Annotated in this window: 24 protein-coding genes, 1 pseudogene and 1 riboswitch; of the genes and pseudogenes, 14 read left to right on the top strand and 11 right to left on the bottom strand. The window is 60.9% G+C overall.

Annotated elements, in window-relative coordinates:
• The first annotated feature begins 22 nt into the window (after positions 1-22).
• Complete coding sequence (locus tag GDV60_RS22485; protein ID WP_029291738.1) at positions 23-610, top strand: YajG family lipoprotein; 588 nt, start codon at positions 23-25, stop codon at positions 608-610.
• A gap of 57 nt (positions 611-667) precedes the next feature.
• On the opposite strand, the gene GDV60_RS22480 is transcribed toward GDV60_RS22485, so the two are convergent.
• The gene (locus GDV60_RS22480; RefSeq protein ID WP_008434269.1) at positions 668-877 is read right to left on the bottom strand and encodes a hypothetical protein; all 210 of its coding nucleotides are present in this window, start codon (positions 875-877) and stop codon (positions 668-670) included.
• A gap of 160 nt (positions 878-1,037) precedes the next feature.
• Between GDV60_RS22480 and GDV60_RS22475 the strand changes: the two genes are divergently transcribed.
• Entirely contained in the window at positions 1,038-1,295 is a 258-nt protein-coding gene (locus GDV60_RS22475) for a hypothetical protein (protein WP_092238240.1), read from the top strand.
• Between the two features lie 119 nt (positions 1,296-1,414).
• Here the strand turns inward: GDV60_RS22475 and GDV60_RS22470 are convergent, their stop codons facing one another.
• Positions 1,415-2,578 carry a 1-acyl-sn-glycerol-3-phosphate acyltransferase gene (locus GDV60_RS22470; RefSeq protein ID WP_029297779.1) on the bottom strand — a complete coding sequence of 388 codons (1,164 nt, stop codon included), beginning with the start codon at positions 2,576-2,578 and terminating at the stop codon, positions 1,415-1,417.
• Positions 2,579-2,721: 143 nt separating this feature from the next.
• Here GDV60_RS22470 and GDV60_RS22465 point away from each other — a divergent pair, with 143 nt between their 5' ends.
• Genes GDV60_RS22465 through GDV60_RS22455 form a run of 3 tightly spaced genes read left to right on the top strand, consistent with a single transcriptional unit; the run spans position 2,722 to position 3,833 of the window.
• On the top strand, positions 2,722-2,904 hold the full coding sequence (locus tag GDV60_RS22465) for a CPXCG motif-containing cysteine-rich protein (protein WP_159909305.1): 183 nt from the start codon (positions 2,722-2,724) through the stop codon (positions 2,902-2,904).
• 11 nt (positions 2,905-2,915) lie between these two features.
• Positions 2,916-3,176, top strand: coding sequence for a putative signal transducing protein (locus GDV60_RS22460; RefSeq protein WP_029297781.1), 261 nt, complete (start codon positions 2,916-2,918; stop codon positions 3,174-3,176).
• Between the two features lie 36 nt (positions 3,177-3,212).
• The gene (locus GDV60_RS22455; RefSeq protein WP_159908799.1) at positions 3,213-3,833 is read left to right on the top strand and encodes an SOS response-associated peptidase; all 621 of its coding nucleotides are present in this window, start codon (positions 3,213-3,215) and stop codon (positions 3,831-3,833) included.
• A 368-nt stretch (positions 3,834-4,201) separates the two neighbouring features.
• Here GDV60_RS22455 and GDV60_RS27210 read toward each other — a convergent pair whose 3' ends face one another.
• Complete coding sequence (locus GDV60_RS27210; RefSeq protein ID WP_371923833.1) at positions 4,202-4,945, bottom strand: methyl-accepting chemotaxis protein; 744 nt, start codon at positions 4,943-4,945, stop codon at positions 4,202-4,204.
• A gap of 114 nt (positions 4,946-5,059) precedes the next feature.
• Positions 5,060-5,254: pseudogene (locus GDV60_RS27205) on the bottom strand (HAMP domain-containing protein); the annotation flags it as partial.
• A gap of 1,306 nt (positions 5,255-6,560) precedes the next feature.
• On the opposite strand from GDV60_RS27205, the gene GDV60_RS22445 reads away from it, so the two are divergent.
• Positions 6,561-7,379: a M48 family metallopeptidase gene (locus GDV60_RS22445; RefSeq protein ID WP_029297787.1), complete on the top strand. Its 819-nt coding sequence runs from the start codon at positions 6,561-6,563 to the stop codon at positions 7,377-7,379.
• Between the two features lie 116 nt (positions 7,380-7,495).
• Here the strand turns inward: GDV60_RS22445 and GDV60_RS22440 are convergent, their stop codons facing one another.
• The 3 genes from GDV60_RS22440 to GDV60_RS22430 form a co-directional block, all read right to left on the bottom strand.
• Positions 7,496-8,080 (bottom strand): TMEM165/GDT1 family protein, encoded by a 585-nt coding sequence (locus GDV60_RS22440; protein ID WP_029297789.1) that lies wholly within the window; start codon positions 8,078-8,080, stop codon positions 7,496-7,498.
• A gap of 89 nt (positions 8,081-8,169) precedes the next feature.
• Positions 8,170-8,289, bottom strand: a riboswitch (yybP-ykoY riboswitch).
• Between the two features lie 51 nt (positions 8,290-8,340).
• On the bottom strand, positions 8,341-9,339 hold the full coding sequence (locus GDV60_RS22435) for a class I SAM-dependent methyltransferase (RefSeq protein WP_029297791.1): 999 nt from the start codon (positions 9,337-9,339) through the stop codon (positions 8,341-8,343).
• A gap of 31 nt (positions 9,340-9,370) precedes the next feature.
• A complete protein-coding gene (locus GDV60_RS22430; protein ID WP_133714589.1) occupies positions 9,371-10,336 on the bottom strand; it encodes a 2-hydroxyacid dehydrogenase in 966 nt (321 codons plus the stop codon).
• An 84-nt stretch (positions 10,337-10,420) separates the two neighbouring features.
• On the opposite strand from GDV60_RS22430, the gene GDV60_RS22425 reads away from it, so the two are divergent.
• From GDV60_RS22425 to GDV60_RS22390, 8 genes are all read left to right on the top strand, one after another.
• Positions 10,421-11,050, top strand: coding sequence for a LysE family translocator (locus GDV60_RS22425; RefSeq protein WP_029297794.1), 630 nt, complete (start codon positions 10,421-10,423; stop codon positions 11,048-11,050).
• A gap of 147 nt (positions 11,051-11,197) precedes the next feature.
• Complete coding sequence (locus GDV60_RS22420; protein ID WP_029297796.1) at positions 11,198-12,880, top strand: fatty acid--CoA ligase; 1,683 nt, start codon at positions 11,198-11,200, stop codon at positions 12,878-12,880.
• A 335-nt stretch (positions 12,881-13,215) separates the two neighbouring features.
• Positions 13,216-15,090 (top strand): DUF1302 domain-containing protein, encoded by a 1,875-nt coding sequence (locus tag GDV60_RS22415; protein ID WP_092238225.1) that lies wholly within the window; start codon positions 13,216-13,218, stop codon positions 15,088-15,090.
• A gap of 28 nt (positions 15,091-15,118) precedes the next feature.
• Positions 15,119-16,483, top strand: a complete 1,365-nt coding sequence (locus GDV60_RS22410; protein ID WP_029297800.1) for a DUF1329 domain-containing protein — start codon at positions 15,119-15,121, stop codon at positions 16,481-16,483.
• Between the two features lie 257 nt (positions 16,484-16,740).
• Positions 16,741-19,476, top strand: coding sequence for a LuxR C-terminal-related transcriptional regulator (locus tag GDV60_RS22405; RefSeq protein ID WP_159908795.1), 2,736 nt, complete (start codon positions 16,741-16,743; stop codon positions 19,474-19,476).
• Between the two features lie 72 nt (positions 19,477-19,548).
• Entirely contained in the window at positions 19,549-21,738 is a 2,190-nt protein-coding gene (locus GDV60_RS22400; protein ID WP_029297804.1) for an OsmC domain/YcaO domain-containing protein, read from the top strand.
• Positions 21,739-21,750: 12 nt separating this feature from the next.
• Positions 21,751-22,395 (top strand): MBL fold metallo-hydrolase, encoded by a 645-nt coding sequence (locus GDV60_RS22395; protein ID WP_029297806.1) that lies wholly within the window; start codon positions 21,751-21,753, stop codon positions 22,393-22,395.
• A gap of 166 nt (positions 22,396-22,561) precedes the next feature.
• Positions 22,562-23,323 carry an OmpA family protein gene (locus GDV60_RS22390; RefSeq protein ID WP_029297808.1) on the top strand — a complete coding sequence of 254 codons (762 nt, stop codon included), beginning with the start codon at positions 22,562-22,564 and terminating at the stop codon, positions 23,321-23,323.
• Positions 23,324-23,391: 68 nt separating this feature from the next.
• On the opposite strand, the gene GDV60_RS22385 is transcribed toward GDV60_RS22390, so the two are convergent.
• The 4 genes from GDV60_RS22385 to GDV60_RS22370 all read right to left on the bottom strand — a co-directional run bounded on the left by GDV60_RS22385 (position 23,392) and on the right by GDV60_RS22370 (position 26,850).
• Entirely contained in the window at positions 23,392-23,973 is a 582-nt protein-coding gene (locus GDV60_RS22385; protein WP_029297811.1) for a BON domain-containing protein, read from the bottom strand.
• Entirely contained in the window at positions 23,970-24,563 is a 594-nt protein-coding gene (locus GDV60_RS22380; protein WP_003171862.1) for a phosphoheptose isomerase, read from the bottom strand. The genes GDV60_RS22385 and GDV60_RS22380 overlap by 4 nt, the downstream gene beginning before the upstream one ends.
• 104 nt (positions 24,564-24,667) lie before the next feature.
• Positions 24,668-25,039 carry a YraN family protein gene (locus tag GDV60_RS22375; RefSeq protein WP_029297812.1) on the bottom strand — a complete coding sequence of 124 codons (372 nt, stop codon included), beginning with the start codon at positions 25,037-25,039 and terminating at the stop codon, positions 24,668-24,670.
• On the bottom strand, positions 25,039-26,850 hold the full coding sequence (locus GDV60_RS22370) for a penicillin-binding protein activator (protein WP_104910895.1): 1,812 nt from the start codon (positions 26,848-26,850) through the stop codon (positions 25,039-25,041). The genes GDV60_RS22375 and GDV60_RS22370 overlap by 1 nt, the downstream gene beginning before the upstream one ends.
• Positions 26,851-26,881: the final 31 nt, after the last annotated feature.

Raw genomic sequence — 26,881 nt, 5'->3', positions numbered from 1 at the left:
CCTGAATTCTGGAGAGAAAAGCATGTTGCAACGCCTGTTGTTCGGTTTGATCACTGTGACCAGCTTGACCCTGGTTGGCTGCGCGCACAGCCCGCAGCAACTCAGCCCGCAACCCAAGCTCACCACCCAGTTGGCGCCTGTGGGCCATGGCCAGCCGGTATCGGTGCGTGTTGTTGATGGTCGTCCATCGCCGACCCTGGGCACCCGCGGCGGCCTGTACCCGGAAACCAGCGCTATCACGGTGACCGGCGCCGACGTACTGCCCAAGCTGCAAGCCCAGGCCGAAGCGGCTGTGCGTCTGCTGGGCTTCACCCCGACCAGCAACTCGCCAGGCGCACCGCAGTTGACCGTGACCCTGGCCGAGCTGAAGTACCAGTCGCCCAAGGAAGGCCTGTACGTGACTGAAGCCACCATCGGCGCGACCTTCCGCTCTGATGTGTCGGCCGGCAACCGCCGCTACAGCGGCCGTTACGGTGCATCCCTGGACCAACGCTTCGGCATGGCGCCGAATCAGGAAACCAACACCAAGCTGGTCAGCGACGTGTTGAGTGATGCCCTGACGCGCTTGTTCAAGGATCCAAGCATCGGCCAGATCCTCAGCTCGCAATAATCGCTGGTAAAAAAGCCGGGCCCCGTCACGGGCCCGGCTTTTTTGTGCCTGTGGGCGTCATGCCGCCGTTTCGACATAAAAGTCCAGCACACTCACGCCAGTCAGCAGATCCAGCTCCGGCAGGTCGGCATGTTGATGCCCGCCGAGGGCGCAATACACCAGCCAGTGCCGGTCTTGGACATTGAACGCCAGGCCGCCGACCAGCGCCTCTTGCTCATCGCTTGGGGCGATCAGGTACAGCCGATCCTGGTTCTGCGCGTGCAACATGACAAGCTCCCGGGTGTTCGAAGGGCAACAGAGTGGCTTGTTAAGGTGACGTTCAGGTGACGTTGTAAATTACCCGATACATTGCTCGTCAATGGGGGCAGGGAGCTGCAATGCGCGGGAGAGCGCATCTGGATGGACAATTGTCACACTGGGGTTTGAAATGCCGTTGTCTGCGCTACTGATCAATACCGCTGCACTGCTGATTGCGTGCCCTGGCGCGGGGCTGCTGTTCATCACTCGGCTGCGCGAACAACGCGCAATGGCCAATCTGGCCGCACAGAGCGAAGAGCGGGCCATCGACCAGCCGATGTTGTTTCTGGATGTGCGTGCCGAGCGCAGTCATCGCCTTGGCTATCGCATTAGCTTTGCCTGTCTTAGCCTGGCGTTGCTGCTGTCCTGGCTCAGTACTCGACTGTAAAAACACCACAAAACAACTGTGGGAGCGGGCTTGCTCGCGAAAGCGGTGGATCAGTCAAATCTGTACTAACTGATCCACCGCTTTCGCGAGCAAGCCCGCTCCCACATTTAGACGGTAGTTTAAAGGGGGATCCCGGCTTTGACCCGGTACTGATTACGCACTGGCGTCGCATATTGCAGCACCAGATACGGTCGGTGCTCTGCCGGGCAGGCATTCAAACGCCGTTCCCACTCCGCTTTCGCCTTGGCCAATTCGTCCGCCGGGAATACCTCGGCCGCCGTCGGCACCTGCAGCTGCGGGTCGGCGTCGCTCCACTGTGCATACGCCAGGTAGTGCACTGGAAACAACCGATACCCGCCGAGAATCTGCCGGTCCATCTCGATGGCCAGCAGCTTGGTGTCTTCAAAACGCTCGGTGATGGGCGGCGCAAAGTTGATATGGACCCGGCCCTTGTAGCCGGTGATGCCCAGGGCAATGCTCACGTCATCCTCACCTGGCGCCTTGGTGTAGGTCCCGGTGGTGGCGCGGATATACAGCTCACGGGCCTTGGCGGCGTCGCACGGGTCGTATTCGTAGCTGATGGACACTGGCGTCAGGTTCAGCGACAGGATGACGTCGGCGAATGGCTCGTCCTTGCGGCTCATATGGAACATCTTGAGGATCGCCGACTCGGTGCGATCATCCCCATCCTTGGCGCGACCTTCGGCCTGGGCGATCCAGATCGACTGGCAGTCGTTGCGGATCGAATGGTTGATGTAGGCCGACAGCAACTGATACGCCGCCATTTTCTCGCGCCGCCCGGTGATGGAGCGGTGCACGATAAAACTCTTGTTCAGGCGCATCAGGTCGCTGACAAACGGCTTCTGCAGCAGGTTGTCACCGATGGCAATACGCGGTGTTGGCAGGCCGGCGTGGTACACCGCATAGTTGACGAAGGCCGGGTCCATCACGATATCGCGGTGGTTGGCCAGGAACACGTAGGCCGTGCCGGACTTGAGCTGCTCGACCCCGGTATAGGTGACGCCGTCGGTCGCCCGGTCAATGGTGTGGTCGACGTAAAACTCGACTTTGTCCTGCAAGGTGGCGACGGTGGTGACACCGGCGAACTCACGGCGCAGCTTCTGGGCGATCAGCGGCTTGAGCAGCCAGCCAAAGGCGCCGGCAAAGCGCGGGAAGCGAAAGTGGGTCAGGATGTCCAGAAAGGCCTTGTCACTGAACAGCCGGGCCAGCACTGCCGGGACTTCGCTGTCGTTGTAAGGTCGGATGGTATCGAATTCGCCCATCATGCTCTCTTGTTAGAAACGGCTAGGGTAAGTAAAGGTTTGGATCGATAAGTGACAGGGCAAGGTCTGAACAAATGGCATCAAACGAAAAAGCCCTGCAAATAGACCGGCGATTATACGCACAAGTCACCTGGGAGACCGCGATGCTCGAAAGTGCGCTGTACGATTGTCCTTATTGTGGTGAACGGATCGAGACAAGCGTGGATTTGTCCGGCGGTGACCAGAACTATGTAGAAGACTGCCAGGTGTGCTGTCGGCCGGTCATTTTCGACCTGCAGGTACATGGCGACGAATGGATGCTCGAAGTGCGCAGCGAGAACGAGTAAAGGGGGCGGCCATGCAACGAATCTACGAGCCGGAAAACCTGATGGAAGGTGAGTTGTTGCAGCAAATGCTCGCCAGCGAAGGCATCGATGCCCATCTGGTGGGGCGCCATCTGCTCGGTGGCACGGGTGAGCTGCCGATTTTCGGCCTGTTGGGCCTGGAGGTGGAGAACGACCAGGCCACCTACGCCCGCGAGCTGATTACTGCGTATATCGGTGCGCAACCATTGCCCGGCGACGAACCCGACAGCTACCCCGACGTGCTGGTCTGTTAGGCTGTCGACCGGTTTACCCAAGAGTCGTGTTGCCCCATGTGTGGACGTTATGCCCTGTTTCGCTGGAATCCCGCCTTTGCTGCCTTGCCGGGTTTCCCGGCGGATCAACAGGCCCAGTGGAATATTTCCCCCAATGATTCGGTGCTGATCCAGCGCGCCACTGACGGCCAGCGCACCCTGGCGCGGGCCCGTTGGGGGCTGACGCCGCCGTGGTTGACCGATCTGTCCCGCACCCCGGCCCACGCCCGCGCCGAAACCCTGGCCGAACAGCCGATGTTTCGCGAGGCCTTTCGCCTGCGCCGTTGCCTGCTGCCGGCCAATGGCTTTTATGAATGGCGCGGCACCCAGCGCAAGCGCCCGTACTGGTTGACGCCGGGGGAGGGTTCGACCCTGTTTTTTGCGGCGATCTGGGAGGCCTACCCAGTGCAGGAGCAGGTATGGCTGAGCGCGGCGGTGGTTACCCAGGCGGCGCAGAGCCAGCGCCGGCCGTTGATTCTGGATGCGGCGGGGCAGGAGGCCTGGCTGGATCCCGAGACGTCGTTGCATGTGTTGCAGGGATTGCTGGCCGGTGAGCCCACCGCGTTGCGCGAGCGGGTGCTGGCTAATATGGTCAATGATCCCAAGCTCAATGGGCCGGAATGCCTTACTCCGGGGTGAGCTTGAAGGTTGTGGGGGGATGTACTGCCACCATCGCTGCATAGGTATCTACACAACTTTCAGAAACTGACGAACTCTCCTGTGGCGAGCGGGCTTGCCCCGCGCTGGGCTACGAAGCAGCCCTAAAACCAGCCGCTACGGAGTATCTGATACACCGCATACGGCTTACTGGGGCTGCTTCGCAGCCCAGCGCGGGGCAAGCCCGCTCGCCACAACTGCGCTATCTGCCTGGATTTAGGCGTTGCGGCAAAGTTGTGTAGATACTTATGGCCATCGCTGGCAAGCCAGCTCCCACATTTGAATGTATTCACACATCACATGTGGGAGCTGGCTTGCCAGCGATGAGGCCCTAAAGTCCACTAAAGCCTTCAGACCTTGAACTGATTGATCAACCGCCGCTGCTGCTCCGCCAACTGGGTCAGCCCCGCGCTCGCGGCACTGGACTCATCGGCACCGCCTGCCACTTCGTTGGCCACCTGGCCGATATTGATCACATTCCGGTTGATGTCCTCGGCCACCGCGCTCTGTTCTTCCGCTGCACTGGCAATCTGCGTGTTCATATCATTGATCACCGATACGGCCTGGGTGATGGTCTCCAGAGCCTGGGCGGCCTTGGCGGCATGGTGCACGCTTTCATCGGTGCGCTGCTGGCTGTCTTCCATGACCCGCACCACGTCCCGCGTGCCTTGCTGCAGTTGCTGGATCATGGTCTGGATTTCTTCGGTGGCTTTCTGGGTTTTCTGCGCCAGGTTGCGCACTTCATCGGCTACTACCGCAAACCCCCGGCCCTGCTCGCCAGCCCGGGCGGCTTCGATTGCGGCGTTGAGGGCCAGCAGGTTGGTCTGCTCGGCAATGCCGCGGATAGCAATCAGGATGGCATTGATGTTTTCGCTGTCCTTGGCCAGGGTTTGGACCACGCCCACGGCTTTGCCTATCTCCAGGGCCAGGGCGCCGATGGATGTGGAGGTGTCGCGCACGATCTGCATGCCCTGGCTCGCGGCCTGGTCCGCGTGGGTGGCAGCCTGGGCGGCCTGGGTGGCATTGCGCGCCACGTCTTGGGCGGTGGCAGTCATTTCGTGCACGGCAGTGGCGACCTGGTCGATCTCGACCATCTGTTTGTGCACGCCCTGGTTGGTGCGGATGGCGATATCGGCGGTGTGCTCCGAGGAGTCGCTGACCTTCTGCACCGAACTGACCACCTGGGTAATCATGCCCTGCAACTTGATCAGGAAGGTGTTGAAGCCCGCGGCAATCGCGCCCAGTTCATCGGCGCGGTCACTGGTCAGGCGGCGCGTCAGGTCGCCTTCGCCCTGGGCGATGTCATTGAGCATCGCCACCATTTGCTTGAGCGGCCGGGCAATGCCATGGCCCACCAGCCAGATCACCAGCAGGCCGATGCCAGCAATCAACAGGCCGACCATGGTCATGCCGAAAATATCGGTTTTGCGTTGGGCCTCGAGGTCGCCTTGCAGGGTGTGCAGGTCGGCCATGACCGCGCCCAGGGGCAGTTGCAGCATCAGGGTCCAGCGCGCATCGGTCTGGCCGATGTTAAAGGGCAGGAACAACTCGATATGCCCGTTGGCCTGGTCGATGTCGTAGCGCACCTCACCGGTTTTCAGTTGGCCGAGGTTGTCCAGTTCATTTTTGTCGAGCAGGTCGCTGGCCTTTTCCCCCAGCTTGCTAGGGTCCTGGGTGTAGGCCACCAGGCGGCCGTTGTTGGAAATCAGTGCCATTTCACCGGCGCCGTTGTAAAGCTTCTGGTCGGCTGCGGTGAGCATTTCCTGGATGAAATTCACCGACAGATCGGCGCCGACGATGCCCTGGAACGCGCCGTCGACCATGATCGGTTCGATAAACGAGGCCAGCATCACTGTGGTGTTGCCCACACGATAGGGGGCCGGGTCGATGGCGCAGGGCTTCTGGGTTTCCTTGGAGCAGAGGTAGTACTCGCTGGCGCGAATGCCGGTGGAGAGGATTTTCTGGTCAGTCAGGTCGGCGAGTTTTTCCAGGCCCAGGCTGCCGTCCTGGTTGCGGAACCACCAGGGCATGAAGCGCCCGTTGCTGGGTTCTACACCAACCACGGTGGAGTTCAGGTAATTGGCGTCATTGTGGTCGATGGCATTGGGTTCCCAGGCGATATAGGAACCGAGGATTTTCGGGTTGCGCACCACGGTTTCGTGCAGCAGGTTCATCAGTTGTTCACGACTGACCTGCAGCGGGGCGGCGCCGTTTGCGTCTTTCATGCCCATCAGCGCATTGGTGGTGGCCAGGCCTTTGGCGGTCACCAGTGGCGCTTCCAGTTCGCGCTGGATAAGGGTGGCCTGGGTTTGCGCCAATGCCGTAAGACGTTGTTCGATGACTTGCTCAAATTGCGCCTGGGTACGTTGCTGCACCATTTCCTGGGTCCGTGCGCCGGCGAACAGCGCGTACAGCACCAGGGCCGCCACGACGCTCAGGACAATGGCTCCGGCCAATGCCGCGACAGAAAACTGAATCGACTTGAATTTCATGATGGCTCCGGGCGCTGGGGGCATGATCTGCCTTTTTTATATCGGCCACAGGCCCGGCAGACATGAGGCGCTGCCCTGCAAAAGAATCAGGAATGTCGCTTATAGAATGGTCATGGGCGTGGGGGGAGTCTGAAATTAGCGGTTAAGCGTCTGGTGTATCTAGCGCCGATACAGAGGAGGGCCTACGATACGCGCCATGTTTTCAGGGAGAATGTGCATGAAAAAATATTTGGCGGTAACGGCATTGAGCGCAGCCCTGCTGCTCGCCGGTTGCCAGTCGGTCAACACCACCAGCGGCGGTGCCGTGGGTGTGGAGCGCAAGCAGTACATGTTCAGCATGCTGTCGAGCCAGGAAGTCGACCAGATGTACGCGCAGTCGTACCAGCAGACCCTGGGCGAAGCCAGCGGCAAGGGCTTGGTGGACAAGACCAGCGCCAACGCCAAGCGCGTGCAGGCCATTGCCAAGCGGCTGATCGCCCAGGCCCCCACCTTCCGCCCGGATGCGGCGCAGTGGAAGTGGGAAGTGAACCTGATCAAGAGCGACGAGATGAACGCCAACTGCGGGCCTGGCGGCAAGATCTTTGTCTACAGTGGGCTGATCGACACGCTCAAGTTGACCGATGATGAATTGGCCGCGGTCATGGGCCATGAAATTGCCCACGCCCTGCGTGAACATGGCCGTGAAGCCATGTCCAAGGCCTATGGCATCGAGATGGCCAAGCAAGGCGCCGGCGCATTGCTGGGCCTGGGCCAGGACAGCATGGCGCTGGCCGACACGGTGGCCAACTACGGCATGACCTTGCCCAACAGCCGCAGCAATGAAAACGAAGCCGACCTGATTGGCCTGGAACTGTCGGCCCGCGCCGGTTACAACCCGAACGCCGCGATCACGCTGTGGAACAAGATGGCCAAGGCCTCGGAAGGCGCACCGCCTGAATTCATGAGCACCCACCCGGCCTCCAGCAGCCGGATCGCTTCGCTGCAGGCGGCGATTCCCAAGGTGATGCCGCTTTACCAACAGGCCAAGAAGTCCTGATAGCTCGGACTGTGTGAAGCGCCAAATGTGGGAGCTGGCTTGCCTGCGATAGCGGTGTATCAGTTACATATTTATCAACTGAGCCACTGTTATCGCGGGCAAGCCCGCACACCACATCAGATCCAGCCGCTGCTTTGCATGGCCTTGTACACCGCCACCAGCGCCAGGATGAAGAACGCCGAGGCCGCCAGGCGCCGAATCAGGGTCAATGGCAGTTTCTCTGCCGCGAAATTCCCCGCCAGAACCACCGGCACGTTGGCAATCAGCATCCCTAAGGTGGTGCCGATAATCACCAGCCACAACTCCGGATATTGCGCCGCCAGCATCACTGTGGCGATCTGCGTCTTGTCACCGATTTCCGCGATAAAGAACGCAATCAGTGTGGTCAGGAACGGCCCGAACTTGCGTGAGGTGCTGGCCTCGTCATCGTCGAGTTTGTCTGGCACCAGGGTCCACAAGGCCGTGGCGCAGAAGCTCGCGGCGAGGATCCAGTGCAGCACCGCGTCCGAGAAGAAACTGCCAAACCAGGCGCCCACGGCACCGGCGGCGGCGTGGTTGGCCAGGGTCGCGGCGATGATGCCGGCGATGATCGGCCATGGTTTGCGAAAGCGTGCGGCAAGAATAAGCGCGAGCAACTGCGTCTTGTCGCCGATTTCGGCCAAGGCAACGATTGCGGTAGGAACGAGAAGTGAATCCAGCATCAGGTAGGTTTCCAGGGGCGGGTCGACACGGCTATGACACGTACAGCCTTCCCGCCCCGGGTAAGGTGTGCGTGTCATAGGTCTTGTCAAACCCCGGTCCGTCTGTGCGGACTCCTGGGTCGCATACGCCATGGTCTGCTGACCAAGTATGTTGACGTATGCCGGACGAGCATGTTGCTCGTGGGAGACTACTCCCCTAGGACGGAGCGGATTCTGCCTTGGCAAAATCCATTCGGCAAGCCTTCTTTTTCAAACGCCCGTCAGCCGCGCTTGGCGCGGTAGATGCGAAAACCCTGGCCCTCAGCCTTGACTGCGCAGACGCCCAGATGCTCTTCGATCAGCGGTTGATACTTCAGGAAGCTATTGGCAACTAGCCGAAGTTCGCCGCCGTTTTTCAGATGTTGGCGTGCTTTTCGCAGCAGGTTTTCCGTTGCGAAATAGTCCGTATGCACCCCGACATGGAACGGCGGGTTGCTCAGAATCGCATCCAGGCCCATGGGCGCGGCGTCGATGCCATCGCCGGTCAGCACGTCGCCTTCCAGGCCATTGGCCTCCAGTGTCAGGCGACTGCTGGCGGTGGCGAAGGCGTCCACATCAAGCAGCGTCACGGTGTTGTGCGGGTAGCGCCGCTTGACCGCCGCGCCCAGCACGCCGGCGCCACAGCCGAAGTCCAGCAGATGACCGCTGGGCAGTTTGTCCAGGTGTTCCAGCAACAGTGCGGTGCCGCGATCCAGGCGGCCATGGCTGAACACGCCCGGCAGGCTGACGACCTTGAGCGGGCCGTCGGCCAGTGGCACTTCAAAGACTTGGGCCAGGCTCGCCAGTTCGGGGGCTGGCGGGGCGTCGGCCACGGTAGCCAGCCACAGTTGGCAGTGCCGCGCATTGTCGAGCTTGCGTGGTTTGCCAAAGGCGTTCAGTTGCTTGGCGGCGCTTTCGATGCCGCCGCGTTTTTCGCCCACCAGGTACAGTTCGGCGCCCGGCAGACGGGCGGCCACGGCCTTGAGGATGTAATCAGCCAGGTCCTTGGACTTGGGCAGGAACACCACCGCCGTATCGAATGCGCGATCCGGCACATTCACCCCGAAATGGCTGCGCTCGGCAAACCGTGCATCCAGCGCCGCCTGGTCGCCGGCATGCCAGCACCAGCCATGGGCATTGGGCAGCCGCCCCAGCAGGTCGTCGGCGGGCAGGCCGGCCAGCAACACGTTGCCTTGAAAAAGTTCGGCCTGACGAAGCAGTACTTCACTGCGCGGATCCATGGTCTGCTCCCTGAAAAAGGAGCGCAGTTTATCAACTGACGACGCGCTGCGGTGCGCCGCTGAAAAAGCCTCGGGCGTTTTCGGTCAATTGGCCGACGATCCGTTGCCGCGCCTCGCGACTGCCCCAGGCACTGTGGGGGGTGATGATCAGCCGCGGGATGTCGCCGGCCAGCAGTGGGTTGCCGGTGGTCGGCGGTTCGACGCTCAGCACATCGGTGGCCGCGCCGCCCAGATGACCGCCGCGCAAGGCATCGGCCAAGGCTTGTTCATCGATCAGGCCACCGCGTGCGGTGTTGACCACAAACGCGCCCGGCTTGAGCAGCGCCAACTCGCGGGCACCGATAAAGTGACGCGTGTGTTCATTGAGCGGGCAATGCAGGGTCAGGGCGTCGATTTGCGGCAGCAGTTCATCCAGCGGTACCCGATCTGCACGGGCCGGGCGGCCAGGAATGGCTCCCAGCACCACGCGCATACCAAAGGCTTCGGCCAGGCGCGCGACGGCGCCGCCCAGTTCGCCGTGGCCGAGCAAACCCAGGGTTTTACCTTCCAGCTCGACAATCGGGTAATCCAGCAGGCAGAACTGCTTGGCTTGCTGCCACAGACCGGCGTCGACGTCTTTTTGATAGTCCTTCAGGCGTGTGGCGAGGTTGAGCAGCAGCATGATCGTATGTTGCGCCACCGAAGGTGTGCCGTAGCCCTGGCAGTTACTTACGGTAATACCCTGGGCACGGGCGGCGGCCAGGTCGACGTTGTTGGTGCCGGTGGCGGCGATCAGGATCAGCTTCAGGTCGGGGCAGGCGGCCAGGGTCTGGGCGTTGAGCAGGATCTTGTTACTGATCGCTACCTGGGCACCTTGCAGGCGCTCGACCACCTGGTCCGCCGAGGTCTGCTCGCACAGCTGCAAGTCGCTGAAAACTTCCCGCAACTCGCTGAGGTCAAGGTCCCCCTGGTCCAGGGAAGGGTGATCAAGGAAGACGGCGCGGCGATTGTTCGTCATCAACTGTACCTTTTGCGACAGGGTTCGAAGGCGTAATCTGCCGAGCCTACCAGATGAAATAATCAGTTACTTCTTGGAGTGTGCATGTACCTCACCGAGTTTTTGACCGTGGCGTTGATTCACCTGCTGGCCGTGGCCAGTCCCGGGCCGGACTTTGCCGTGGTGGTACGCGAGAGCGTGACCCATGGCCGCCGCGCGGGTACCTGGACGGCGCTGGGCGTCGGCTCGGCGATTTTCCTGCATGTCGGCTACTCGCTGCTCGGTATCGGCTTGATCGTGTCCCAGTCCATCGTGCTGTTCAACGCCCTGAAATGGGCTGCGGCAGCCTACCTGCTGTACATCGGCTTCAAGGCCCTGCGTGCGCAACCGGCCAAGCCTGCCAGTGAAGAAGACCTGCACCGCGAAGTGGGCGAGCGCACTGCCCGCGGCGCCTTTACCTCGGGCTTTGTGACCAATGGCTTGAACCCCAAGGCCACGCTGTTTTTCCTGTCGCTGTTCACCGTGGTGATCAACCCCCACACGCCGCTGGCGATCCAGGCCGGTTATGGCCTGTACCTGGCCGTGGCCACCGCCCTGTGGTTTTGCATGGTGGCAATGCTGTTCAGCCAACAACGCGTGCGCGCCGGCTTTGCGCGCATGGGCCATTGGTTTGACCGGAGCATGGGCGCAGTGCTGATTGCTATCGGTGTAAAAGTGGCCCTCACTGAGCGCTAGGCGCGTCATCGGCTGAATGAATGCTGGCGCAAAGCTAGCATTCATCCCGCTCTGCAAATCATTCCTTCGGCTGATTTGGCCGGCGTGCAAGGTCTCTACAGTGCAAATCCTTTAGCCAAGACCGTGCAGTCATAAAAAGGGATTCGTATGTTGCAGACTCGTGTTATCCCGCCCGCAGAAGGCGCCTACCAATACCCGCTGTTGATCAAGCGCCTGTTGATGTCGGGTGCCCGCTACGAGAAAACCCGGGAAATCGTCTACCGCGACAAGCTGCGCTACACCTACCCGACCCTGATCGAACGTGTCGCCCGCCTGGCCAACGTGCTGACCGCAGCCGGGGTCAAGGCCGGTGATACCGTGGCCGTGATGGACTGGGACAGCCACCGTTACCTGGAGTGCATGTTCGCCATCCCGATGATTGGCGCGGTGATCCACACCATTAACGTGCGCCTGTCGCCGGAGCAGATCCTCTACACGATGAACCACGCCGAAGACCGCTTTGTGTTGGTCAACAGCGAGTTCGTCGGGTTGTACCAGGCCATTGCCGGGCAGTTGACCACGGTCGACAAGACCTTGCTGTTGACCGATGGCGACGAGAAAACCGCCGACCTGCCCAACCTGGTGGGTGAGTATGAAACCCTGTTGGCCGCCGCCAGTACTCAATACACCTTCGAGGACTTCGACGAGCATTCGGTGGCCACCACCTTCTACACCACCGGCACCACCGGTAACCCCAAGGGTGTGTATTTCACCCATCGTCAGTTGGTGCTGCACACCATCGGCGTGGCGACCATCATGGGCAGCGTCGACAGCGTGCGCTTGCTCGGCACCAACGACGTGTACATGCCGATTACGCCGATGTTCCATGTGCACGCCTGGGGCTTGCCCTATGTGGCGACCATGCTCGGCCTGAAGCAGGTCTACCCGGGCCGCTACGACCCGGAATACCTGGTGGAGTTGTGGCGCAAGGAAAAGGTCACGTTCTCCCACTGCGTGCCGACCATCCTGCAGATGGTGCTTAACGCCAAGGCCGCCCAAGGCGTGGATTTTGGCGGCTGGAAAATCGTGATTGGTGGCAGCGCACTCAACCGTTCGTTGTATGAAGCGGCCAAGGCCCGTGGCATCCAGTTGACCGCAGCCTATGGCATGTCCGAGACCGGGCCGCTGGTGTCCTGTGCCCATCTCAATGAAGAACTGATGGCCGGCAGCGAAGACGAGCGCACGACCTATCGGATCAAGGCCGGTGTGCCCGGGCCGTTGGTGGAAGCTGCGATCATCGACGGGGCTGGCAACTTCCTGCCGGCCGATGGCGAGTCCCAGGGCGAACTGGTGCTGCGTGCGCCGTGGCTCAGCGAAGGCTATTTCAACGAGCCGCAGAAGGGCGCCGAGCTCTGGGAAGGCGGCTGGATGCACACGGGCGACGTGGCCACCCTGGATGCCTTTGGTGTGATCGATATTCGTGATCGCATCAAGGACGTGATCAAGACTGGCGGCGAGTGGATTTCGTCCCTGGCCCTCGAAGACCTGGTCAGCCGTCACCCGGCGGTACGCGAAGTAGCGGTGGTGGGGATTGCCGACCCGCAGTGGGGCGAGCGCCCGTTTGCGCTGTTGGTGGTCCGTGAAGGGCACGGGATTGGCGCCCGTGAACTCAAGGAACACCTCAAGCCGTATGTCGAGCAGGGCCACTTGAGCAAGTGGGCAATCCCCAGTCAGATTGCCATTGTTACGGAAATTCCCAAGACCAGCGTCGGCAAGCTGGACAAGAAGCGTATCCGTATCGACATCGTCGAATGGCAGGCCAATAACAGCACCTTCCTCTCCACGCTCTGACCCTTTGCGCCGTGCCCGTTCGGGCACGGCAATGCTCTATCACAAGCCTTCGCCTTGTCATTTCCCAGATTTGAGCCATCCTCTCTCGCGTCAGCCTTCGCTGACATGGCGAAAGGGCTGTTGCAGACGGGTTGGTGATGCAAATCACACTTTAGAGGGATCAAGCGATACCCCCTGCTGGCTATAGTCCCTCCCAGAGTTTTTCAAGGATGCGGCGCTGCGGTCCTGGGTGGTACGGCGGCTGTCTGGCATTGGAATCGTTGTATTCCGGCCGTTACAAGCGTGTTTGAAAAGGCTCACTGCCATAACAATAAAATGCACATGGAGTAGCGTCGATGACCTCAGTAAATCAGTTCTGGCGCCGGGCGAGATTGCCCCTGGCGGTCAGTCTTGCCTCGACCCTCGCCGGGCCCGCATTCGGCGTCAGTTTCAACATCGGTGAAGTCGAAGGCAGCTTCGACTCATCCCTGTCGGTGGGGGCCAGCTGGAGCACGGCCAAGCCCGATCGCGACCTGATTGGTGTCAACAACGGTGGCAAGGGCCTGTCGCAGACCTCCGATGACGGTCACTTGAACTTCAAGCGTGGGGAGACGTTCTCGAAGATTTTCAAGGGTATCCATGACCTGGAGCTGAAGTACGGCGATACCGGTGTGTTTGTGCGTGGCAAGTATTGGTATGACTTTGAACTCAAGGATGAGAGCCGCGAGTTCAAGGACATCAGCGATCACAACCGCAAAGAGGGCGCCAAGTCTTCTGGCGGGCAGATCCTCGATGCGTTCATCTACCACAACTACTCAATTGCCGATGCGCCGGGTTCGGTGCGGTTCGGTAAGCAAGTCGTGAGCTGGGGTGAAAGTACTTTCATCGGCGGCGGTATCAACTCCGTCAACCCGATCGACGTGTCTGCGTTCCGTCGTCCGGGCGCCGAAATCAAGGAAGGCCTGATTCCGGTCAACATGTTCTACGTGTCGCAATCCTTGACCGATAACCTGTCGGCAGAAGCCTTCTATCAATTGGAATGGGACCAGACGATCACCGACAACTGCGGCACATTCTTCTCCCAGCCCGATGTGATTGCCGACGGCTGCAGCGACAACTTGCGCTTGCTCAGCAAGCGTTCAGTGGTCGCGGCGGGCGGTGGCTTGCCGTTGATGAACGCGTTTGGCGTGAACATCAATGAAGAGGGTGTACTGGTCAAGCGTGGCCCTGATCGCGATGCACGCGACAGCGGTCAGTTCGGCGTGGCCATGCACTACAACTTTGAGCCGCTGGACACTGAGTTCGGTGCTTACTTCATGAACTATCACAGCCGCGCGCCGATTTTCAGCGCCCGGGGCGCCTCTGCGGCGACCTACGCGGCCGCTAACGCGTTGACGACTGTGCCCGGTGCCAGTCAGTTGCGTCCTCTGATTGTGGCCGGCAACTCCAGCTACTTTGTCGAGTACCCGGAGGACATCCGGCTGTATGGCTTGAGCTTCTCCACCACGCTGGCGACAGGGACCGCATGGAGCGGTGAGTTGAGCTATCGGCCGAATGCGCCGGTGCAACTCAATACCACCGATATTCTGTATGCGGGCGTAACACCGCTGTTGGGCCTGGGGGCGGCTTCGCCACTCAAAGGCTCTGCTGACCAGGATCTGAACGGCTACCGGCGTAAGGAAGTTACCCAGTTCCAGACGACCTTCACGCACTTCTTCGATCAAGTGATGGGAGCAAGTCGCTTGACGTTGGTCGGTGAAGTGGGTGTGACCCATGTCGGTGGCCTGGAAAGCAGTAACAAAGCGCGTTACGGACGTGACCCGGTGTATGGCCCAGGGCAAGGCGCCCTCTGTGCAACGCTTAACTCCGGCACCATCGCCGGCGCCGGGCCTGGCACCGATGCCAGCAACCGTACCGCCAATTGCAACAACGACGGCTTCACCACCGCCACTTCCTGGGGCTACCGCGGTCGTGCGATCTGGGAATACCCGGATGTCTTCGCTGGTGTGAACCTCAAGCCTAACGTGGCGTGGTCCCATGACGTGAACGGTTACTCGCCAGGTCCTGGCGGCAACTTCGAAGAAGGTCGCAAAGCGGTGAGCCTGGGGCTGGACGCGGAATACCAGAACACCTACACCGCGAGCCTGGCCTACACCAACTTCTTTGGTGGCGACTACAACACCTCGGTTGACCGCGATTTCGTGGCCCTGAGTTTCGGCGCGAACTTCTAAGCACACTGCATTTCAGGAAGACCAGAACATGAAAATAACCAAAAGTCTGTTGCACGTGGGTGTGCTGGGACTGTCGATCATGGCCAGCAGCGTCATGGCGGCCGTCTCGGCGGATGAAGCCGCCAAGCTGGGCACCACGCTGACCCCGATGGGCGCGGAAATGGCCGGCAACGCTGCCGGCACCATCCCTGCCTGGAAAGCCCTGCCAACCAACGCCGGCGCCGTGGATGCCAAGGGCTTCCTGGCCAACCCCTATGCCAGCGAGCAACCGCAGTTCACCATCACCGCGCAGAACGTCGAGCAGTACAAAGACAAGCTGGCGCCGGGGCAGTACGCGATGTTCAAGCGCTACCCCGAAACCTTCAAGATGCCGGTGTACACCACCCATCGCGGCGCCACAGTGCCGGCCGAAGTGTTCGCCTCCATCAAGAAAAACGCCACCAGCACCAACCTGGTAGGTGGCGGTAACGGCCTGGAAAACTTCGAGACTGCGATTCCGTTCCCGATCCCTAAAAGCGGGGTCGAGGTGATCTGGAACCACATCACCCGTTATCGCGGCGGCAGCGTGACGCGCCTGGTGACCCAGGCCACGCCGCAGGCCAACGGCTCGTACAGCCTGGTGTACTTCCAGGATCAGTTCGTGTTCCGCGACAAGATGAAGGACTACGATCCGGCCAATCCGGGCAACATCCTGTTCTACTTCAAGCAGCAAGTGACTGCACCGGCGCGTCTGGCCGGTGGCGTATTGCTGGTACACGAGACCCTGGACCAGGTGAAGGAGCCACGCGCGGCATGGGTCTACAACGCCGGCCAGCGCCGTGTGCGTCGTGCACCGCAAGTGTCCTATGACGGGCCGGGTACCGCTGCCGATGGCCTGCGGACCTCCGACAACCTCGACATGTACAACGGCGCGCCGGATCGTTACGACTGGAAGCTGGAAGGCAAGAAGGAAATCTACATCGCCTCCAACAGCTACAAGCTCGACGATCCGAAGCTCAAGTACGCCGACATCATCAAGGCCGGCCACATCAACCAGGACCTGGCACGTTATGAACTGCGCCGCGTCTGGCACGTGGTCGCGACCCTGAAGGAAGGCCAGCGTCATATCTACGCCAAACGTGACTTCTATATCGACGAAGACACCTGGCAAGCAGCCGTGATCGACCACTACGACGGTCGTGGCCAACTGTGGCGCGTGGCCGAAGCCCATGGCGAGAACTACTACGACAAGCAAGTGCCGTGGTACGCCCTCGAAACCCTCTACGACCTGCAGTCCGGCCGTTACCTGGCACTGGGCATGAAGAACGAAGAGAAGAAGGCCTATGACTTCGGCTTTACGGCCACTACCAAAGACTTCACCCCGGCAGCCCTGCGCCAAGAGGGTGTTCGCTAACGTGCAGTAAACACGTTGGCCTCTGTAGGAGCTGGCTTGCCAGCGATGGCATCACCTCGGTCTATCTGACATACCGAGGCGATGCCATCGCAGGCAAGCCAGCTCCTACATTTGTTTGGGGGGCCTGAACATCGCTGGTTATTTCTTGTTGTAGTCTTTTTCAGACAAATGTTGCAAAGATCTACAAAGCTGCTGCTTTTAACGCTAGTCTGCCGACATCTGCAATGCCGACCACAGCCTACTACAAGAGCCCGGCGATGACTGATCTGTCCCGAATCCAAGGGCCTGCCAGTGCGGTAATCCCCACGCTGGAAGGGCGCTTCTATCGACCCCCGCTGCCTGATGGCTATGTGCTGCGCCCGCGCCTGTGCGAGCGTTTGAGCGCGGGCCTGGATGGCCGTTTGCTGCTAGTCAGCGCGCCAGCCGGGTTTGGCAAAAGCTCGCTGGCGGTGGAGTTTTGCCAAAGCCTGCCCGATCACTGGCAAAGCCTGTGGCTGGGTCTCAGTTCGCGGGACAGTGATCCGGGACGTTTCCTTGAGCGTCTGCTGGAAGGTCTGCAACAGTATTTCCCGCAGGTAGGCAACCAGGCCCTGGGCCTGTTGAAAATGCGCCAGCGCCATCAACCGTTTGCCTTTGAAGAGTGGCTCGATGGCCTGCTCGATGAACTAACCGTCTGCCTTTCCACCCGCGCGCCCTTGTTGCTGGTGCTGGATGACTATCACCTGGCCCAGGGCCCGGTGCTGGATCGCTGCCTGCAGTTTTTTCTCAATCATTTGCCCGATGGCTTGTTGGTGCTGGTCACCAGCCGCCAGCGTCCCGATTGGCATCTGGCGCGGTTGCGTTTGTCCCGGCATTTGCTGGAGTTGCACGAACAGGACCTGCGCCTGACCAACGATGAATCCCTGGCCTTGCTCGACCGCCATAGCAGCTCGTTGCGCGGTGAGGCACTGGACAACCTGATCCGCCGTAGCGAAGGCTGGGTTGCCGGCCTGCGTTTTTGGTTGCTGGCGGCCTCCGAAGCCGGCAGCGAGGCCGACCTGCCCCAAGGCCTGCATGGTGGGGAAGGGCTGATCCGTGACTATCTGCTGGAAGAGGTGATCGACTGCCTGCCGCCGGAGGTCCAGGCCTTCCTCTACGACACCGCTTCCCAGGAGCGTTTTTGCAGCGAGCTGTGCGACGCCGTGCGCGAGGCCCATGACAGTGCGGAGATCCTGCGTTACCTGCAAGCCCACCAAGTGTTCCTGGTGCCGCTGGACGAGCAGGGCCACTGGTATCGCTATCACCACCTGTTTTCCGATTTGCTGCGCACCCGGCGCTCACCGAACGCGATGCTGCCGGCCGCCAGCCTGCACTTGCGCGCTTGTCGCTGGTTCAATGCCCAGGGCTTGCTCGATGAGGCGGTCGAACAGGCGCTGCGCGCGGGGCATCTGGATGTAGCGGCGAACCTGGTGCAGAACCTCTCCGAAGAGCAACTGCTGGCCGAACAGAACGTCGGCATGCTCCTGCGCTGGAAGATGGACTTGCCCGACAGCCTGTTGATCAGCACGCCACGCCTGATCGTGCTCTACAGCTGGGCGCTGGGGCTGGCCTGTCAGTTGGACGCCGCAGAGGAATTGTCCAGCCATCTCAGCCGGTTCTTGCCGGCACCGTCCGCCACGGCGCAGAAGTCGATGCTTGCCCAATGGCTGGCGCTCAGCGGCATCATTGCCCGGGGGCGCGGCAATCGCGAGTTGACCCAGTTGTATTGCAGCGAAGCCCTGGAAAGCCTGCCGCACAAGCGTTACGGCCAGCGCTTGATGTGCCTGTCGACCTTGTCGAACCTGGCCATCGTCGATGCCGACCTGTGGCGCGCGCGGGGCTTGAATCGCGAATCCCTGGAGCTGGCGCAACGCGTCGGCAACCCGCTGTTCGAGGCCCTGGCCCATTACGACCGGGCGCGGGTGCTGCAGGCGCGTGGGGAAATCCTGCGTTCCCTGGAGGAAGTGCGTGACGGCTTGCAACGTTTGCAGGGCCTGGCGTCCCAGCGCCTGTATGCGGTGCGCGCGCGGCTTGCGCTGTACGAAGGGTTCCTGTTGTTGATGCGTTGCCAGCCCGAAGCCGGCCTGTTGCGCCTGCGCGCGGGGCTTGCCGAGGCCCGCGCCTGCCGGGATATCAGCGTGCTGATCGGCCACTGTGTCATCGCCAACCTTGAGGGGCGCCGTGGCGACTTCCCCAAGGCCTTTGCCGAACTGGCCGAAGCCGAGCGGCTGATGCATATCTGGGATGTGCCGCCGATTTACTACCTGGCCATGATTACCCTGATCAAATGCGAGTTGTGGCTGGCCCAGGGCCGTACTGACCTGGCCGATGCCTGGCTGGTACGCCTGGGGCAGACCTATAACGGCGACCAGGCAGCGGCGGCCCCGGAGTTTCATCCACATCTGCCGCAACATATCGAATTGCAACAGGCGGCCCTGGAGGCCATTCGAGGACATTCCGAAAGCGCCCTGCGTCGGCTCGATGCGCTCGCCCGGCAGGCTGAAGGCAAGGGCCAGCAGATGATCGCGGTGATGGCTCTGAACCAGCACACCCTGTTGTTGCTGGATGATGGCCAGGCTGCGTCAGCCCGGCCGGTTTTTGCCCGGGCTCTGCAAATGGCGAGCGGCGGCGCGTTGCAACCCTTCCAGCGCCTGTTGGAGCGTTATCCCGAGTGGATGCGCGAGCAACTCCAGGCGCCGCGTGACTTGCTACGGCAAAACCTGTGGGCCCTGCTGCCGGCGGTTGCCCCGCGTGAGCCGGTCGAAACCAGCCACTCCAGCGAAACCTTGAGCGCCCGTGAGTTGGCGGTGCTGCAGTTGATCGCCCAAGGGTGCTCCAACCAGGAAATCAGCAACCAGCTGTTTATCTCGCTGCACACCGTCAAGACCCACGCCAGTCATATCAACAGCAAACTGGGGGTCGAGCGCCGCACTCAGGCGGTCGCGCGGGCACAGGAGATGGGGTTGTTGGGGTAAGGGGGAGACTTGCGCTGCAAAAGCCGGATAATGGCGGCCAATTCGTTTGCTCCGCTATTCTGGTAATCCCGCATGGAAATCAAGGTCAATTTTCTCGACAACCTCCGGCTTGAAGCCAAGTTCGATGACTTCACCGTGGTGGCCGACCAGCCGATTCGCTACAAGGGCGATGGCTCGGCCCCCGGTCCGTTCGACTACTTCCTGGCTTCGTCGGCGTTGTGCGCGGCTTACTTTGTGAAGTTGTACTGCAGCACGCGCAATATCCCCACGGACAACATCCGCCTGTCGCAGAACAATATTGTCGACCCGGAAAACCGCTACAACCAGATCTTCAAGATTCAGGTCGAGTTGCCCGCGGATATTTCCGATAAGGATCGCCAAGGCATCCTGCGCTCCATTGACCGCTGCACGGTCAAGAAGGTGGTCCAGGCCGGGCCTGAGTTTGTCATCGAAGAGGTGGAAAACCTCGACGCCGACGCCCAGGCATTGTTGATGCCGGCTTCTGCTTCAGACGCGGGCACCTATATCGCAGGCAAGGACCTGCCGCTGGAGCAGACCATCGCCAACATGTCGGCGATTCTGGCGGGCCTGGGCATGAAGATTGAAATCGCCTCGTGGCGCAATATCGTGCCCAATGTCTGGTCGCTGCATATCCGCGATGCCCATTCGCCGATGTGCTTTACCAACGGCAAGGGCGCGACCAAGGAAGGCGCACTGGCGTCGGCCCTGGGCGAGTTTATCGAACGCCTGAACTGCAACTTCTTCTACAACGACCAATTCTGGGGCGAAGACATCGCCAACGCGGCGTTTGTGCATTACCCGGACGAGCGCTGGTTCAAGCCGGGCCGCAAAGATGCGCTGCCGCCTGAGATCCTCGACGAGTACTGCCTGAAGATCTACAACCGCGATGGCGAATTGCGTGGTTCGCACCTGATCGACACCAACTCCGGCAACGAGGAGCGTGGCATCGTCTCGCTGCCGTTCGTGCGTCAGTCGGACGGCGAGGTGGTGTATTTCCCCTCCAACCTGATCGAAAACCTGTACCTGAGCAACGGCATGAGTGCCGGTAACACCCTGGCCGAAGCCCAGGTGCAGTGCCTGTCGGAGATCTTCGAGCGCGCGGTGAAACGCGAAATCATCGAAGGCGAATTCGCCCTGCCGGATGTCCCGGCCCACGTGCTGGCCAAATACCCGGGCATCCTCGCCGGTATCCAGGCCCTGGAAGAACAGGGGTTCCCGGTGCTGGTCAAGGACGCCTCCCTGGGCGGCGAATTCCCGGTGATGTGCGTGACCCTGATGAACCCGCGTACCGGTGGGGTGTTTGCCTCGTTCGGTGCCCACCCAAGCCTGGAAGTGGCGCTGGAGCGCAGCTTGACCGAGCTGCTCCAGGGCCGCAGTTTCGAAGGCCTGAACGACTTGCCGCAGCCGACCTTCGAAGGTCATGCGGTCACCGAGCCGAACAACTTTGTCGAACACTTCATCGACTCCAGTGGCGTGGTGTCGTGGCGCTTCTTCAGTGCCAAGTCCGATTACGAATTCGTGGAATGGGACTTCTCCGGCCAGGGCGAAGACTCCAACGCCGAAGAGGCCGCCACGTTGTTCGGCATTCTCGAAGGCATGGGCAAGCAGGTCTATATGGCGGTCTACGAGCATATCGGCGCCAAGGCCTGCCGCATCCTGGTGCCGGACTATTCGGAAATCTATCCGGTTGACGACCTGATCTGGGATAACACCAACAAGGCGTTGTTCTTCCGCGCCGATATCCTGAACTTGCACAGCCTGGATGAGGAAGGCCTGCAAGCGCTGGTCGAGCGCCTGGTGGAAAGCGAGCTGGATGACTACACCGATATCACCACGCTGATCGGTATCGAGTTCGACGACAACACCGCATGGGGCCAGTTGACCATCCTGGAGTTGAAGCTGTTGATCTATCTCGCCCTGCAGCAGTATGAAGAGGCGAAAGAGGCGGTAGAGATGTTCCTGCAATACAACGACAACACCGTCGAGCGCGGCCTGTTCTACCAGGCGGTGAATGCGGTGCTGGAGATGCAACTGGACGAAGACCTGGAGTTGGAAGACTACGAGGCCAACTTCCGCCGGATGTTTGGCAACGAGCGCATGGATGCGGCCATCGGTTCGGTGCAGGGCAGCGTGCGGTTCCATGGCTTGACGCCGACCAGCATGAAGCTCGAAGGCCTGGACCGACACCTGCGGTTGATCGACAGCTACAAGAAACTGCACGCCGCACGGGCCAACAGCTAGAAGGGATTCCTTATGCACGCGACAACTCCCCGACTGATCCGCGAAACCTTTCCCGTCGGCCCGTTGCAGTGCAACTGCACGATCATCGGCGACCCGATCAGCAAGAAGGCGATCGTGGTCGATCCGGGCGGCAACCATGAGCTGATCCTGGCACGCCTGGATGCGCTGGGCTTGAAGGTGGTGAGCATCATTCATACCCACGCGCACCTGGATCACTTCCTGGCTTCCGGCCAATTGAAAGAAAAGACCGGCGCCACGCTGCACCTGCACAAGGAAGATCAGTTCCTGTGGGATAACCTGGAAATGCAGTGCCAGATGTTCGGTGTGCCCTACACCCCGGTGCCGTCGCCGGATCGTTGGCTGGCCGATGATGAGGAGTTGGCCTGTGGCTGTGGCGTGGCTTTGCATACGCCTGGGCATACGCCGGGTTCCATGAGTTTCTGGTTTGCCGATGCCAAGCTGCTGATCGCCGGGGATACGCTGTTCCGGCGCGGGGTAGGGCGTACGGATTTGTGGGGTGGCGACCAGGCAACCATCGTGCGTTCGATCCAGCAGCGCCTGTATACCCTGGACGAAGACGCGACCGTGGTGACGGGGCATGGCCCGGATACACGCCTGGGGGATGAAATGCGTGAGAATCCGTTCGTCAGGGCGTGAAATCGCGAGGCTCTGCTAGGGTTTAGGTAGCTGCACCGGCCTCCATCTTTTGTTACAGGACAGAGGCCGGTCATGGAATTTTTGCCGTTTGTCGCGTTCCAAACTCGGCACAGGTCCATTGCCAATGTCCTCTGCATCACAGAATGCAAAAGTAGGAGCTTCCTTCATGTTCACTTCGCGTCGTCTGCTTGTTGTTGCTACCGCGGTAGCCCTATTGTCGGGCTGTGCTTCCCCTAATCCTTACGATGGCAGCCAGGGACAGGCGGACAACGGTTCACAAGGCATGAGCAAAACCGCCAAGTACGGCGGCCTCGGCGCGCTGGCGGGTGCGCTGGCCGGTGCGGCCATTGACCATAACAACCGTGGCAAGGGCGCGCTGATCGGCGCAGCAGTGGCGGGTATCGGTGCTGCGGGTTATGGCTATTACGCTGACCAGCAGGAAAAGAAACTGCGCGAAAGCATGGCCAACACCGGCGTTGAGGTGCAGCGCCAGGGTGATCAGATCAAGTTGATCATGCCGGGTAACATCACGTTTGCCACCAACTCCGATGCTATCGCCAGCAGCTTCTATACCCCACTGAATAACCTGGCCGGTTCGCTCAAGCAGTTCAATCAGAACACCATCCAGATCGTCGGTTATACCGACAGCACCGGCAGCCGCCAGCTCAATATGGACCTGTCCCAGCGTCGTGCGCAAAGCGTGGCCAATTACCTGACCTCCCAAGGTGTCAGCCCGACCAACCTGACCACCCGTGGTGCCGGCCCGGATAACCCGATTGCCAGCAACGCCGACGTCAATGGTCGCGCGCAGAACCGTCGCGTGGAGGTCAACCTCGGTCCGATTCCCGGCCAGCAGTATGGCCAGCCGGCGCAGCAACAGCAGCAGAACAACCAGTTCCAGGGCAATCCGTACCAGCAGTACCAGTAACCAAATACCAATAAAAAGGGCGCCGTGCAGTCAATGCACGGCGCCCTTTTTTGTGGCTGGTGATTACATCAGTCGATGTATTCGAACAGCTTCACGATTTTCTGTACTCCGGACACACCCTGTACCAGGTTGGTAGCGCGGGTGGCCTCCTGCTGGGTCAACAGGCCCATCAGGTAGACGATGCCGTTGTCGGTCACGACCTTGATCCGAGAGCCGGGAATCGCGCTGTCGGTCAGCATCTGCGCCTTGATCTTGGTGGTCAGCACCGCATCGTTGCTGATAGCCAGCAGGGTGATGGGTTGTGCGACCTGTAATTCGTTGTGGACCTTCTTGACCCGTTGTACGGTCGAGGCGGCTTGTTCAGCCTGGGTCTTGAGGTCGGCGCGCGGGGTTTGCCCGGCGAGCAGCACGATGCCGTTGAAGCTGGTCACGACAATGCGCGATGCACCGTTGCCCAGGTCGGGCGCGGCCTTGGCCACGTTGACGCCGACCTTGGTTTCGATCAGCGAGTCATCGATCTTGCTGCCAAAGGTGCGTGTGCCCCGGTCGTCCTGGATCGGTGTGTCGCGGGTGGCAGTAATGGCCGAGGTGCAGCCGCTGATAGCGAGGCACAGCGTGATGGCCATAAGGCTGAGGCGGTTAACGGTCATTCTTCACTCCCGAACAGTTGGCTGTCGATCAGATCGCACAGGCAGTGGATCGTCAGCAGATGGACTTCCTGAATACGTGCAGTGACATTGGCCGGGACGCGGATTTCCACGTCTTCAGGCAATAGCAGCGAGGCCATGCCGCCGCCGTCGCGCCCGGTCAATGCTACGACAATCATTTCGCGATCATGTGCGGCCTGGATCGCTTGAATAATGTTCGCCGAGTTGCCGCTGGTTGAAATAGCCAGCAGCACATCGCCCGGTTGGCCGAGGGCACGGATTTGTTTGGAAAAGATTTCGTTGTAGCTGTAGTCGTTGGCGATCGAGGTGATCGTCGACGAGTCGGTGGTCAGTGCGATCGCCGGCAAGCTCGGGCGCTCGCGCTCAAAGCGGTTGAGCAGCTCCGAAGAGAAATGCTGGGCGTCGCCGGCCGAACCACCGTTGCCGCACGAAAGCATTTTGCCTTCGTTGAGCAGGGCGTTGACCATGACCTGGCTGGCTTGCTCGATGTGCGGTGCAAGTACGTCCATCGCCTGTTGCTTGGTATCGATACTGGCCTGGAAAAGCTGGCGAATTCGGGATTGCATGTCCATCTGTGTGACCTTAAGTAGCGCGGCTGTATGGCACACGAATGTGCAGCCCGCAAAGCAAAGAGCAAAAGTGTGCGGTGAAGATGTCCGATCCGTAGCGGTGGCGCTCAACCATCGAAGGCGTTGCGCAGCCAGTTCAGATCAGCGGTTCCGTGGGCGGTGCTTTCTATGGCGACCACATCGAAACGGCAGGGTGAGTCGGCCCAGCGACGTTCACTGAGCAGGAAAAACTGCGCGGCGAGTATCAGCTTTTGGCGTTTGCGCTCGTCGATACTGGCGAGTGCGCCACCCCATTGTGCGTATTTTCTGTAGCGGACTTCGACAAATACTACTGTATCGCCGTCAAGCATGACCAGATCAAGCTCGCCGCGTTTACACAACCAGTTCTGCGCCAGTAGGCGCAGACCCTGTTGCTGCAGGTGTTCAAGTGCTTGTTGTTCGGCGTCCTTGCCGCTTTGTGCGCTGGAGCGTGGGGGCATCAGCGCGGGGTATCGGGCAGGCGTTCGATCTGGCCACTGACAAACTTGGCCCACGGCATCTGGCGTTCGATCCGCTGGCTCGGGCTCATGCCCAGGTTGCCGGAAAGACCTTCGATACGGGTATCAGGCAGCGCCTTGAGCTGACCCAGGCGCGGTGCCAGGCGGTAGGCATCAACACCCATCGCGTACAGGCGGCCCAGGCTGCCATTGGCTTGTGGCCATTGTGTAGCGACCTGGTTGCGCAGCGGGTCGGTGGTGTTGAGCAGCCACGGCGTCTCGCAGAACATAATGCCGTTCATGTCGTTGTACTGGTTCTTGTCGCCGCTGGCGCTGAACACGTGGGACGTGGCGTACACCGGCACATCACCCGCGTACTGGAAGTTCAGCGTCGGCTTGATCTGCTGGGCCTGTTGCGGTGTCACAGCGAGGAAGATGAACTCGATATCCTGGCGACGCGATGGCTGTGCCGCGACGTCAGCGCCAACCGTGCTTTGCAGGCTCTTGGCGCGACCTTCGCTCTGGCGCAGCTTGAACAGGTCGGCGATTTGCTGGGCCAGGGCCACCGGCTGGTCGACATATTCGACGCCGATCAGGGTGCCGCCGTTGGCTTCCCAGTCCTGGCGGAAGGCCTTGAACACGCGTTCGCCCCATTCGCCTTTGGGCACCATGGCAGCGGCGCGGTGCAGGCCGTCAGCGCGGGCGCGGCGCGACACTTCACGGGCTTCGTCCTCGGCCGCGAGGCCGAACTGGAACAGTTGGGCCGAGCCTTGGTCGCCTTCGCTGTAGTTCAGGGCCAGGGTGGTGATAGGCAATTGCGGGCGGGCGCTGAGTTGCTTGACCAGCGGTTTTTCCAGCGGGCCGACAACCAATTGCACGCCGTCAGCCTGGGCCTGCTTGTAGAACTCATCGATGGAGCTGACGCGCGAGCTGTCATAAACCTCGATGACCGGCGGCTTCTGCCCGGCCTGTTGCGCCTGGTAGTGAGCAGCCATGAAACCTTCGCGCAGGGCCTTGGCCACGCTGGCCAGCGGACCTTGCTGTGGTAGCAGCAGGGCGATTTTATTCAGCGGCTGGCTGGCCAGCTCCTTGAGCTTGGTCAGCGGCGTCGGCAGTTGCACCGCAGCCGGGTGCGCAGGGTTCTGCGCGCGCCAGGTGTCGATGGCGGCTTGCTGCTGCTCCAGGGTGCCGGCGTTTTTCACGGCCTGCGCCAGGGTGATCCAGCCATCGAGAGTCGGGTTGCCACTGGCTTGCAACTGCTCGCCAGGCACGGCGGCAATCAGGCTCCAGATGGCGTCGTGGTTGCTGGCGGCGGCATCGCCGGTGAGTAGCGGCGCCATGGCTACGCGTTCACGGGCGGCGGCCAGGGTCTGGCCGTCGGCTTCATAGGCGCGAGCATGCACGGTGCCAGTGCGGATCTGTTGCTCCGGCGGCAATTCCTTGAGGTTTTGCAGGCTTGGATGGCCCAGCGCCGTCAACGCAGCCTTCGGCTGGTTGCGGGTCATGGCCAGTTCTGCCGTGAGGGTGCTGGCAAAGACCTGGGCGGCCGGCTTGAGGCTGTCCAGTGGCACTTGCGCAAGGATCTGCGCAGAGCGGCCGGGGTTGTTCTGGTGAAAGGCCATGTCTGCCGCGCTCAGGCGCAGCAGTGCAGCTTTTTCCGGGGTCTTGGCCGAAGTCGCCTGTTCGAGCAGTTGCTCGATGGTGGCATCCGGGGTCCGTGGGAGTTCGCCAAGGCTTGACGAGGGCGAGCTTGCGCAAGCCGCCAACAGGGCAGCCAGGCAAAGGGCAGAGAACAGCCGCAGGCAAGCGATCATGTAAGTGTTCCTGATACCGATCAAATTAGCG

Source organism: Pseudomonas sp. DTU12.1, from assembly GCF_009873475.1.
In the GTDB taxonomy this organism is placed as follows: domain Bacteria; phylum Pseudomonadota; class Gammaproteobacteria; order Pseudomonadales; family Pseudomonadaceae; genus Aquipseudomonas; species Aquipseudomonas proteolytica.
This window is presented reverse-complemented; position numbering and strand designations above follow the sequence as displayed.